This window comes from Gilliamella sp. B2824 (assembly GCF_026536245.1).
Classification (GTDB): Bacteria; Pseudomonadota; Gammaproteobacteria; order Enterobacterales; family Orbaceae; genus Gilliamella.
The window spans coordinates 90,691-103,913 of the sequence record NZ_JAFNON010000001.1; the positions used below are offsets into that span (position 1 = coordinate 90,691).

The window sequence follows — 13,223 nt, forward strand, 5'->3', positions numbered from 1 at the left end:
GGGAGGTGAGAGCATAAAAACATGCAATTATCGGAATGATAAGATCTACCTATGGATAAGTAGATCTAGTTTAAGGGTAAGTATACTTTTACCATTCTTGACCTGGAGGTATAGAAACACATACACCATTTTTATCTTCATTCTCGTTTGCACGGCAATGATATTTAGCATTATAAGTGTGCATATCACAAAATGTACCCGGTTGATGTGTTTGAGCATCAATGGCTTCTGGATCCCATACATACCAGCGACTAAAAATATTAGATTGATTTTTAGCCGGTCCATATGAACCCGGATATTTATCCTGACTAGGGTCGCCCCATTCACCAAATAAAGAACCAATTTCACGCGTATAGTCAGAAGAACCAGCCTTATTACCATAAGGCGCATTACTTAATTCTTTGGGTTCAGTTATGCGATAGTTACCTGGCTTATCTCTACATTCGGCAGCTACCGCTTCGGCAGTGTCTCTGACGCCAATGATATTGCCTTTGCTATCTAGAGCTTGTTTCCAAGCTTCATACCATTTTTTTATTTTGAATCCATATCTGATAGATTTATGAGTGTTTTTATTTTTCCCTTCTATGATAATTGTAAACCCATCAGAATCCATAGCTTCGACATATTGCCAAGCTTGTTTTGAATCTCTAGCTATTGGTGTATTTAAATATACCGTAACTGTATCACTATTATTGGTAATCGTTGCAAGTTCACTCCCTTGTTTTACCGACCAATCATAGTTATTAGCAAGCCCATTTTGGGCCAAAAGTAAGTCAAACTTAGCGCCATAAAATCCCGTAGTTGGAAAGTTTTTGTCTAAATCTGTATTTGATTGAATTAAAAAACCAAAATTTTTATTCCATTGGTTTTTAGCACTATTAGCGGCTGTAGATGGCGTTAGTTCTGGTTTTGCGTAACAAAATCCAGTATCTTCTAAAACAGTATACATTTTCGATGGTTGCGTAATAAAGGTCTCGTTAGGATATTCATTATCATCGGGTATACCAAATTTTGAGAAAAGAAGTAAGTCTGCTGTCAGTTTTACTTTATAAGGACTGTACATTCCTTTTTGTGATAAGGAACAAAAAGTATCTGTTGCTGTAGGTATAAATTCAACTAATTGATTTTTAGCATTGGTATAATACCAAGTCATAGTGATTTTATCTTTAGCACTTAAAAAATCGAGTTGATCCCCATCGTTATCATAATATTGGTTTTCGTTAGGTTGTTTTATTGGGGCTATTTTAAATTTATCTTTAAATGGATAACTTGTTTGCAGGGGAATAGTATCGACTTCGTTACCGTAGTAATTGAGATCATCAACAGTTAAACCGAAAAGCTCAAGATCATCGATATTATTTTCTATTTCGGTAGACAAAGATGGACGCATACCATGAATGATTTGCACTGTTTGTGACGTTAAATAAGCATAACCTATTGGTGAAAATTGTAATAACAGTAATAATTTACAAATTATTTTTGCTAGTTTTTTAACATTTAATTGATTCACTTTTATATCCCTTTCCATCACTAATTATCTTTACTTAAAATTAATTCATTGTTATTTATGATGTTATTTTTGTAATTTTATTAATAATGCTAATAAATTTTTATCATGTTCAATAAATCAGCCGGGATAATTATAATTCAAATAATAGGTTTAGTCGATCAATAAGATCTTAATGATCGTTAATTCCTTAAATTGACACGTTATTATTCAAAAATATGTTAAAAAATAGTTATATAATTAATAATTTAGTGTAATTAATAAAAAGCCCCACGACATAAAAATATGCTATTGGGGGGTATTGATATAAAAAGTTATTTGTTTAGCGGTAAAAAGAAAGGAGGGTCTTGATACGAATATCAATTTGTATCACTTTCAGCAACAGCTGTACATACCCCCGCTTTTCTATCTGTTTCAGCGGAACAGTGATATATGGCGTTGTAGGTATGTAAGTCACAATAAGCTTTTTTATTCGGGTCGTATAACCAAATTCTTTTGTATAACGTTGATTGCGTTGCCGCTGGGGCCCAAGAGTTTGGGTAAGCGGTTTGTGATGGATCGCCCCATTCACCAAGTAATGTCCCAATTTCTCGAGTAAACACGACTCTAGTACCAACGACATTAGATGTGGCATTACTGACTTCATCAGGGTAGCTGATACGATAATGTCCATTTAAAGTTTTACATGCTTTGGCTATATTCGGTGCGGTATCTATTGTCGCTTTCGGCATACCAATATTGGCTTTATTATAGCCTGAAAACCATTTAGTTAACGTAAACATATAGTTAAGGTTATAGTTTGTCGTCTTATTGTGACCTTGAATAAGCACTTTATAACCCGTACCTGATCCGATAACATATTGCCAAGCTTTACCTGTATCTTTAGCTTCATCAGTATCAAATGCAACGGTAATCTTATTTGAAGTTGGATTTACCTTCACAGTTGCAAGCTCACTACCTTGGATAATTTTCCAATCATAATTGCTGGCAAGTTCCTGTTGATTAAGTAACAAATCAAATTGAGCGCCATAAAAACCCGTTGTGGGAAAGTTTTTGTCAAATTCGCTAACGGACTGAGTCAAAAATCCATTTTTTTTATCCCATTGATTGGCAGCACTAGCGGTTGCTGCTGTAGGTAATAATACGGGTTTTGCATAACACACACCTGCTTCTTTCAATATTGAATAAGTTTTAGCAGGATGAGCAGAAATAAGTTCGTTGGGGTATTCGTTAGCATCGGGATCACCAAATTTTGAAAATAGAAGCAAATCAGCCGCTAATTTAACTTTATAGGGACCCACGATTTTACTCTGTGCTAATGAACAAAAAGTATCGGTCGTTTTGGGTGTGAATTGCACTAATTTATTTTGCGCATTGGTATAGTACCAAGTCATTGTAATATCATTAACAGCGCTTAAAAAATCTAGCTGATCACCATCTAGATCGACATATTGGTTGCTATCAGGTTGTTTAATATTTGCAACTTTAAATTTATTGATAAATGGGTAACTTGGCACCAGGGGTATGTTATCGACTTCTTCATTGCCATAATAATCTAATCCCTCAAAGTTTAAGCCAAATAGTGCTAAATCATCGATATGTTGTTCGATGTCTGAAGATAAAGATGGATGACTGCCATGAATGGTTTTAACTGTTTGTGCGATTAAAAATGCATAGGTTAGTGGGGGAAAGGGTAATAAAAGAACGAAAAAGAAAATTACTTTGAACTGCTGTTTATTCATTAAACTGGTCACTGCTATATTCCTTATATTACTTTTATTATATCTATTGCTGTAAAAATATATTGGTAAATCGAAAATAACGAGCGGCGCGGATTATATCTAAAGCAATAAAATTTGTCTATTAATAAATTGAAATTAATAAATAATACCTTTTTTATGGGGTGGATTTTAGGGTGCAAGGTAAGAATAGTTTGACTAAAAATAGCGAAACTCGATTAAAAAGATTATTTTTTTTGAGTTTTATAACGTTGATTTGGGCTAGCTTGATTTTGTGCATCTAACCAGGCAAGTTTATCAGCATAATTTTTTTCAGCACCACGTTCAGTAGGATAATAGTATTTGCTATTAGCCATTTCTGGTGGAAAATAATTTTCGCCAGCAGCAAAGGCATTGGGTTCGTCATGCGCATAACGATATTGTGCACCATAACCTAACTTTTTCATTAAATTCGTTGGCGCATTGCGTAGGTGTTCAGGAACGTCATAATCGGGTTTTGATGTTGCATCTTTCATCGCTTGGTTAAATGCAGAATAAACAGCATTACTTTTTGGTGCGCAAGCAAGGTAAACAATAGCTTGTGCAATTGCGCGTTCTCCTTCTGCCGGACCAACTCGCGTAAAACAATCCCACGCGGCGAGTGCCACTTGCATGGCTCTTGGATCGGCATTACCAACATCTTCCGAGGCAATAGCTAATAATCGACGAGCAACATAAAGCGGATCGCCACCGGCGGTAATAATTCTTGCATACCAATAAAGCGCTGCATCGGGTGATGAGCCTCGAATCGATTTATGCACGGCCGAAATAAGATCATAATAGCGATCACCTTGATTATCGAATCTGGCACTTCTTTCACCTATCACTTCTTTAAGTAATTCTGGCGTTAGTGCCTGACCATCAGACATATCGACTAATAATTCAAGTGTATTCAGTGCGCGCCTAGCATCGCCACCTACAAATTCGGCAATCTGTTTTTTAGTTTCGTCCGGTAAAATAATATTTCGATTACCATATCCACGCTCCGGATCGTCCATGGCTTGTTGTAAAATCAGCTCTATATCATTATTGGTCAAGGATTTTAGCAAATAAACTCTTGCTCTTGATAGTAATGCGGAATTTAATTCAAATGAAGGATTTTCTGTTGTTGCACCAATAAAAGTGACGGTGCCATTTTCCACATAAGGTAAAAAAGCATCTTGCTGGCTTTTATTAAAACGATGCACTTCATCGACAAATAAAATTGTACGAATCCCTGCTTGCTGATTAATTTTAGCGCGCTCAATCGCTTCTCGAATATCTTTAATACCTGACGTTACAGCAGATATTCTTTCAACTTTGGCATTGGCATGATGAGCAATAATTTCGGCTAATGTTGTCTTTCCCGTGCCTGGTGGACCCCACAATATCATGGAGTGTAAATTGCCTGCTTTGATAGCTTTAGGTAATGGTTTATCTTCGCCAAGTAACTGAGATTGCCCGATATACTCCGATAAATCCCGCGGGCGCATCCTAGCCGCTAACGGTTTAAATTCATCAGTGCTAAACTCAAAAGATAGGCTAGGCATAGTAAATATTTATCCAAATTTATAAAATTGGAGCTATTATATACTGCTTATTGGTTAAGTGAAAAATAAAAGAAAATATCTTTCTTAGCTAATTGAAAAACGTTAATATTTTAAAATAATTTTGATCTCACAATTAATTTAAATATTGCCAAATAAAAATAAAAGGATTAGGCATGAAAAAGATTTTAGTGTTAATAGGGTTGTTGGTTAGTGTATCGGCATGGGCAGGCGATAAAGAAGTACTGCAACAACGTTTAGACAAAATAGATGGCTTTTATGCGCGGTTTTCTCAAGATGTGAAAACCGCTGATAATCAAGTAGTACAACAAGGTAAAGGGGATTTGTGGGTAACAAGACCTTATTACTTTAATTGGACAATGAATGAACCAGATGAAACATCTATTATTTCAGATGGAAAAAATATGTGGGTCTATACGCCAGCGGTTCAGCAAGTAAGTGTGATGGATTTAAAAAAGGCTGTCGATAACCGATTAATGTTACTTATTACAGATAGCCATAATCCTATTTGGAATGCGTATAATGTCACACGAAAGCAAGACTCATTTACATTAAAACCAACAGATGGGACCAATCAAGACTTTGTTATCTCGGTGTTACCAACAGGCATGATTTCTAGTTTTACGATTATTGAAGAAGATGGACAGCGCAGTTTTTATGATTTGTCGCGTCAAACACTTGGCAAAGTTTCATTAGAAAAGTTTCAGTTTACTCCACCTGCTGGTGTCACCATTGATGACCAACGATAATTATCTAGAGTAATAAAACATAATAACAGATAACAAGCTGGCGAAAGGCACCCGCTTGTTACTATGTGTATTTGATTGAATTGACATTGATAATTATTTTGAACATTAATGAAGAAGATTATTCATAATCTTCTTCATTAATACTCACAACAGGATTATCGGAAAATAAATAGTGGTCACGTTTAGTTTCAAAATCCTCACTTGCTGCGTCAAATAGCATCTTTTTCGTGTTTTCTAAATGTTGCCACATAGCTAATTTAGCCGCTTTAGGATCGCGATTGATTAACGCTTCTAGAATTTTATCGTGCTCTTCCCACCAACTTTCAATGTCCTGTTGTTTGACATGTTCGTGAAGCTTTTTCCATAAAGGATTTAAAGTTCTTTGTTGCCATGCCTCTTGCACAATGGTTATCAGTGCCGTGTTACGCGTTATCATGGCAATTTGGGTATGGAATTTTAAATCCCAATTAGAATCACGATAATGATCTTCTTTTTTAGCATTATGCTGAATTTCTAATAAATTGACGATATCATCTTTGGTGATCTGTGTGGCAGCAAATTCTGCAATATTGCTTTCAATAAGTTGACGCGCTTGCAGTAATTCAAATGGTCCAGTTGTTGCAAAATTCAAACCAACTGGAGAGTCAATAATATTAGATTGCATACTGTTAGCTATAACATGAATACCTGACCCTTTTCGAGCATCAACAAACCCTTCAACTTCCAGCATTATAATGGCTTCTCTAACTACTGAACGGCTCACTTTTAGCTCTTCACAAATTAATCTTTCCGAAGGTAATTTGCTACCTACTGGGTAAATACCTTTAATTATGCGGTTTTTTAATTCGGTTGCGATAATTTGGTAAAGCCTTTGATATTCGTTTTGTTCTTGGGCCATGATGACTTTGATATAGCTCCTTAATTAATCATCGCCTTAAAATAACATCTAATTGCTTGGAGTTAAATAAGATTGTTTCATTTTTTTCACATAGAACACCAATCATCAATGTTGGCAGACAAATAAAAATCCTATCAGATATTTTTATGTTTAAATTATGTGATATATGTCAACTTTTTAAGTTATCAGACATGTTATTATGCCGCGCATTATTATATTGGGCGTGGTGAAAAGTATAAAACAATAACAATCTGCGTTGATATGTGATCACTTTAATAACGATAAGAATAATACTTGGTCATCTAACACGTAATTTGATAGCTGTTGGCATACCTGTTTTAAAAGCAGTGATGGATATGACAACGCAACACTATTGTTATGTTGTTGCTGTGTATTGGGCTTATTAAATCGTTATCCAACCGTGAACGGATTTACCAATATAGCAGTTTGGCTTCATGCTAGTACTATTTTTGCTTTAATTGTTGGTGAGCTAGCCAATAACATTGGCTTTATTAAGCCATTAGTTATTTTAAGTTAACTTTATTTTTTAGCCACTGTTGCAGTTTAGACAAATTTTAAAGGCATTATCAACAAATATAACGAATAAATTGATCTGATTACACACGATTTTATGTCATCAGATACTTAATTATTATTGGGAGAATAAAATGAGTTTTTTAACTGAAAATTTTTTACTAGATACCGAGTTTTCTCGTCAGCTTTATCATGACTATGCAGCTGATCAACCCATTTTTGACTATCACTGCCATTTACCACCGGAACAAATTGCAAAAGATTATCAGTTTAAAAACTTATATGACATCTGGCTTAAAGGTGATCATTACAAATGGCGCGCTATGCGTACTAATGGTGTTGCTGAAAAATTCTGTACAGGAACAGATGTCAGTGATTTCGAAAAATTCAAAGCATGGGCTGAAACTGTGCCCCATACTATTGGTAATCCTTTATATCATTGGACTCACTTAGAATTACGCCGACCATTTGGAATAGATAATATTTTATTGTCGCCATCAACGGCTGAAACTATTTGGAACAAATGCAATGTAATGCTCGAAACTAAAGCGTTTTCTGCACGTAGCATTATGAAAAAAATGAATGTCAAAATGGTAGGGACAACCGATGATCCTATTGATGATTTAATCCACCATAAAACCATTGCCCAAGATAGTTCATTTGATATTAAAGTTCTACCAAGTTGGCGCCCAGATAAAGCATTTAATATTGATTCAGAGTTTTTTGTAGCTTATATCGAAAAATTATCTGCTGTCGCTGATGTGGCTATTACTAATTTCCAACAACTTTGCCAAGCATTATCAAAACGTATGGATTATTTTGCTGCGCATGGATGCAAAGTTTCGGATCATGCATTAGATGTAGTTGTTTATGAAGAAGCGAGTGAAAAAGAGTTAGATGCCATCTTAGCTAAACGATTAACAGGTGCAATGTTAAGTGCCAAAGAAACAGCACAATTCAAAACTGCAGTCATAATCTTTTTAGGTAGTGAGTATAACAAACGTGAATGGGTGCAACAGTACCACATTGGTGCGTTACGGAATAACAACTCAAAAATGTTTAAGTTAATGGGGCCGGATGTCGGTTTTGATTCTATTAATGATTCACCTATAGCGCAACCGCTTTCTCGATTATTAGATGCGCAAGCTAAGCAAAATGCACTACCTAAAACAATACTCTATTGTTTAAACCCGTCTGATAACGAAATTGTAGGCACCATGATAGGTAATTTCCAAGGTGAAGGTGTTCGCGGCAAAATGCAATTTGGTTCAGGCTGGTGGTTCAATGATCAAAAAGACGGCATGATTCGCCAAATGACACAACTTGCTCAGCTCGGCTTATTAAGCCGTTTTGTGGGTATGTTAACCGATAGTCGTAGCTTCCTTTCGTATACTCGTCATGAATATTTTAGACGTATTTTATGCCGAATGGTGGGGCGTTGGGTAGAAGACGGTGAAGCACCACGCGACATCGAATTATTAGGTCAAATGGTTAAAAATATCAGTTTTGACAATGCGAAAAACTATTTTGGTATTGAACTAAGCTAAAAAGCATTAAGTCGTTGTAATTAGATTAATTAAAGAAGAGTTAGAGTAATGAAAACATTAAACAGAAATGATTTTCCGGGTGCAAAATATACGACACGTGTTGTTCAATTTGGCGAAGGTAATTTTTTACGTGCTTTTTTAGATTGGCAATTAGATATCTTAAATGAAAAAACAGATCTTGATGCGGGCGTAGTCATTGTTCGTCCACTAAATACTGATTTTCCACCCTCATTAAGTATTCAAGATGGCTTATACACCACATTGATTCGTGGCTTAAACGAAAAAAACGAAGCAGTAAAAGAGTTTAGAATGATTCGCTCAGTGAATAATGAGATAAATGTCTATACTCAATACGATGAATATCTTGAATTAGCAAAAGATCCCAATATCCAATTTATTTTTTCGAATACAACAGAAGCCGGCATTAGTTACGTTGAGGGGGATAAATTAACCGATCGCCCTGCGGCTAGCTATCCAGCTAAATTAACCGCTTTTTTATATGAAAGATTTACTCACTTTGCGGGCAGTAAAGCGAGGGGTTTAATTATTATTCCGTGTGAACTGATTGATTACAATGGTGATGCGCTTAAAAAACTTGTATTAAAGTATGCTAAACAATGGAACTTGTCTGACAAGTTTATTGCATGGATCGAAAATGACAATGTATTCTGTTCTACACTTGTCGATAGAATTGTACCGGGTTACCCAAAAGCACAAATTGCTGAGCTTGAAGCTGAACTAGGTTATAAAGACAATTTTATCGATTCTGCTGAATATTTCTATCTTTTTGTTATTCAAGGACCGCAATGGTTAGCTCAAAAATTATGCCTTGATAAATGCAATATGAATATCAAAATTGTGGATGATATTAAGCCGTATAAAGAGCGAAAAGTCGCTATTTTAAATGGTGCCCATACAGCTTTAGTGCCAGTTGCTTATCTATCAGGGATTGATACAGTTGGTGAAGCAATGAATGATCCGCAAATTTTAGCTTATATTAAAGAGACTATTTTTGATGAAATTATCCCTGTTTTAGATTTACCACATCAAGAATTAGTGGATTTTGCCCAGTCTGTGATTAGCCGTTTTAAAAACCCATTTATTGAACATCAATTAATGTCGATAGCTTTAAATAGCATAACTAAATTTAAAACGCGTATTCTTCCACAATTAATCGCTTATCAAAAAGACAAAGGTGTTTTACCAACCCATTTAGTTTTCGCATTTGCCGCACTTATGGCTTTTTATCGTGGGGTCAGAAACAACCAAACCTATCCATTACAAGATGATGCTACTTGGTTGGCGCGTTTTCACAACGGTTGGGCAAATGTAGCCGAAGGTAAACAAACTATAGATCAACTTGTACACACGATATTAAGCGATAAAGCCCATTGGGAACACGATTTATTAACTATTCCGCAATTAGCACAAACCATAACGCAATATTTAACGGTCATTACCCAGGATGGTATGCGTCAAGCAATTGAAAAATGCGTTGTGAGTAGCAAATAAAATGAGCGATGTAATGATTAAATTTATAAAAATAAATAATAAAGATAATGTTGCGGTGGCGTTATCTGATTTAGAAGCACATGACGAAAATGTTATTGTTGATGGTCATACCATTGATTTAAAACAACCAGTCAAACAAGGGCATAAATTTGCCCTTCAAGATATAGCACAAGGTGACAATATCATTAAATATGGTTTGCCGATAGGCCATGCAACTTGTGCAATTAAAGCCGGTGAGCATATTCATTCACACAATTTAAAAACTAATTTAAGTGATATTGATGATTATAAATATCATCCTCAGATAGCAAATAATGACTCTTTACATGCCATACCAGATAAAGAAATCAATATTTATCGTCGTAAAAATGGTGAGGTTGGTATTCGTAATGAATTATGGATTATCCCAACTGTAACTTGTATTAATGGTATTGCTCAGCAAATTGTTAAACAATTTTGTGCAGAATTAAATAATCAATTAGAAATTGATGGGATTACCGTTCTTGAACATCCTTATGGGTGTTCGCAACTCGGGCAAGACCATAAAAATACTAAAATTATTTTACAAGATTTAGTCAAACATCCTAATGCAGGTGCTGTACTGGTTATTGGATTAGGTTGTGAAAATAATCAGATTTCGGCGTTCAAAGCCGATTTGGGTGACTATGATGAGTCACGAGTACGGTTTCTTATTGCTCAGCAAGAAGAAGATGAAATCGAAGCCGCATTGGTTCATTTAAGAGAACTTTACACTGTCATGAAAAACGATAAGCGTGAAGCCGGTCGTTTGAGTGAATTAAAATTTGGGTTAGAGTGCGGTGGATCGGATGGTTTTTCAGGTATTACCGCAAACCCAATGTTAGGTCTTTTTTCTGATTATGTGATTGAACATGGTGGGACTAGTGTGCTCACTGAGGTGCCAGAAATGTTTGGTGCTGAAAATATTTTAATGTCGCATTGCATTGATGAATCGACTTTCGATAAAACAGTTCAGATGATTAATGATTTTAAACAATATTTTATTTCGAATAATCAACCTATCTACGAAAACCCTTCGCCAGGGAATAAAGCCGGTGGCATTACCACGTTAGAAGAAAAATCACTGGGTTGTACCCAAAAAGCAGGGGGCAGTAAAGTGATTGATGTGCTTAAGTATGGACAAATGTTAACTAAGCATGGTTTGAATTTACTCAGTGCTCCAGGGAACGATGCTGTTGCCACTGGGGCTTTATCCGCAGCTGGTTGTCACATGGTGTTATTTACCACTGGTCGAGGAACGCCTTATGGTGGCATTGTGCCAACCGTCAAAATTGCAACCAATACACAATTGGCAGAGAAGAAGGTGAATTGGATTGATTTTAATGCCGGAAAATTAATTCAAGGCATTTCAATGAAAACAGTGTTAACAGAATTTATTGATTACATAGTGCAGGTAGCTAATGGACAACAAACTTGTAATGAAAAAAATAATTTCAAAAATTTAGCCATCCTTAAAAGTGGCGTAACCCTCTAAGACTAAATTTTTATTCAAAAATAAATCATGTCGTTAAGTCCTTGCGGACTTAATGCTAGGGGCCCGTTTTTTTTATAAATTATATAGGTATCATTCATGACGAATAAAAAAGAGAGAAAAATCACATGGTTAGTAAGATTCTCGTATGGAAGTGGTAATTTAATTGGCAGTGGCGCTTTAGCAATTAGTGGGGCTTGGCTGCTTTATTTTTATACCACTTTTTGTGGCTTAAGTGTCGTTCAAGCAGCATTAATTTTTTCTATTGCAACTTACTTGGATGTCATTCTTAATCCATTAATGGGGTTTATTACTGACAACTTTTACCAAACAAAAATAGGACAACGTTTTGGGCGCCGCCGATTCTTTATTTTAATTGGCATACCTTTAATGCTCATCTATCCAATGTTATGGATTGATGGTATGGGGTTTTGGTATTACTTAATAACTTACATCTTATTTGAAATCATCTATACCAGCATTATGATCCCATTTAATACCTTACCAGTTGAAATGACATCTAACTTTTCACAGCGTACTTATTTGACTGGTTCAAAAGCAATGTTTGGTAAAGTAGCTAACTTTTTAGGTGCTGCCATACCTGGCATCTATTTTTACTATTATAGTAAAGATTCAGCAACGCCTTTCTTATTAACGGGGATCACTTACGCAGCGATTATGATCGTCGCGTTGATTTTACTGTATTGTAATAGTTGGGAAAAACCTAAAGAAGAAGTAAAAGATGAATCTGTACATAGCTTTTTTGAAGCTATTAAAAAGCTTATTATCGACATCTTATCAACATTTCATATTAAAACGTTTAGAACGCATTTAGGCATGTATCTATTTGGGTTTGGTGCTGAATGGTTATTTACCGCCGTATTTACCTATTTCATTGTGTTTAGTTTAGGTGAACCTCGCTCATTTGTCGCTTCAATGAACTCGTTAAGCAGTATTTGCCAGCTAGTTTCGACAGCCTTTTTTATGATGTATTGTGCTAAAAAAGGCTTTAAAAAACCGTTTATTATTGCATTACTCATTGTAATTTCATCGATGATTGGTTATGTCGGTATTTATTATCTTAACTTGCCAAATATCACTTGGATTGTTGTGGGTATTACCATTTGGTTTGGTCTAGGTACGGGGGGCGTATATTACATTCCCTGGAGTGTCTACGTATTTTTGGCTGATGTTGATGAAGTGGTAACTAATCGACGTCGTGAAGGGGTTTATGCTGGTGCAATGACTATGGCGGGTAAATTAGTTCGCGCTTCAATTGTATTTGTACTTGGTATTATTTTAAGTGCATATGGTTTTGAATCAAAATCTCATGTTCAGCCACAAAGTGCAATTGATGCTATTAATGGCATTATTTTATATGGTGTTGTTGGAATGGCACTTATTGGTGCTTTCTTCGCTTGGAGAATGAAGCTTGATCATGCAACGCATTCAATCATTATTAATGAAGTTGCTCGTATTCGCGAAGGGGGAAAAATGGCTGATGTTACGCCAGAAACTAAAAAAGTTGTTGAAGAATTATCAGGGATTGCTTATGAAAATTGCTTTGGCAATAACAACATTGGTTTTAAATCAAAAAATACCCAAGCAAAATAACATTCATTGAATAAATGGCTAGGATTA

The 13,223-nt window shown here is 35.5% G+C and carries 9 protein-coding genes; 5 read left to right on the forward strand and 4 right to left on the reverse strand.

From position 1 onward, the window contains the following. Positions 1–88: 88 nt before the first annotated feature. The 3 genes from J3U56_RS00390 to J3U56_RS00400 all read right to left on the reverse strand — a co-directional run bounded on the left by J3U56_RS00390 (position 89) and on the right by J3U56_RS00400 (position 4,814). Positions 89–1,510: a hypothetical protein gene (locus J3U56_RS00390; RefSeq protein WP_267366310.1), complete on the reverse strand. Its 1,422-nt coding sequence runs from the start codon at positions 1,508–1,510 to the stop codon at positions 89–91. 356 nt (positions 1,511–1,866) lie between these two features. Next, positions 1,867–3,261 (reverse strand): hypothetical protein, encoded by a 1,395-nt coding sequence (locus J3U56_RS00395; RefSeq protein WP_267366312.1) that lies wholly within the window; start codon positions 3,259–3,261, stop codon positions 1,867–1,869. Between the two features lie 212 nt (positions 3,262–3,473). After that, the gene (locus J3U56_RS00400) at positions 3,474–4,814 is read right to left on the reverse strand and encodes a replication-associated recombination protein A (RefSeq protein ID WP_267333761.1); all 1,341 of its coding nucleotides are present in this window, start codon (positions 4,812–4,814) and stop codon (positions 3,474–3,476) included. 173 nt (positions 4,815–4,987) lie between these two features. Between J3U56_RS00400 and lolA the strand changes: the two genes are divergently transcribed. Beyond that, positions 4,988–5,581 carry an outer membrane lipoprotein chaperone LolA gene (gene lolA / locus J3U56_RS00405; RefSeq protein ID WP_065633124.1) on the forward strand — a complete coding sequence of 198 codons (594 nt, stop codon included), beginning with the start codon at positions 4,988–4,990 and terminating at the stop codon, positions 5,579–5,581. 118 nt (positions 5,582–5,699) lie between these two features. Here lolA and exuR read toward each other — a convergent pair whose 3' ends face one another. Next, positions 5,700–6,479 (reverse strand): transcriptional regulator ExuR, encoded by a 780-nt coding sequence (gene exuR / locus J3U56_RS00410; protein ID WP_267333760.1) that lies wholly within the window; start codon positions 6,477–6,479, stop codon positions 5,700–5,702. 668 nt (positions 6,480–7,147) lie between these two features. On the opposite strand from exuR, the gene uxaC reads away from it, so the two are divergent. The 4 genes from uxaC (at position 7,148) to J3U56_RS00430 (ending at position 13,196) form a co-directional block, all read left to right on the forward strand. Next, entirely contained in the window at positions 7,148–8,560 is a 1,413-nt protein-coding gene (gene uxaC / locus J3U56_RS00415) for a glucuronate isomerase (RefSeq protein ID WP_267366314.1), read from the forward strand. Positions 8,561–8,608: 48 nt separating this feature from the next. Then, a complete protein-coding gene (locus J3U56_RS00420) occupies positions 8,609–10,072 on the forward strand; it encodes a tagaturonate reductase (protein ID WP_267366316.1) in 1,464 nt (487 codons plus the stop codon). Between the two features lie 16 nt (positions 10,073–10,088). Next, on the forward strand, positions 10,089–11,585 hold the full coding sequence (locus J3U56_RS00425) for an altronate dehydratase family protein (protein WP_267343724.1): 1,497 nt from the start codon (positions 10,089–10,091) through the stop codon (positions 11,583–11,585). Positions 11,586–11,681: 96 nt separating this feature from the next. Continuing rightward, a complete protein-coding gene (locus J3U56_RS00430) occupies positions 11,682–13,196 on the forward strand; it encodes an MFS transporter (protein ID WP_267366318.1) in 1,515 nt (504 codons plus the stop codon). Positions 13,197–13,223 lie beyond the last annotated feature (27 nt).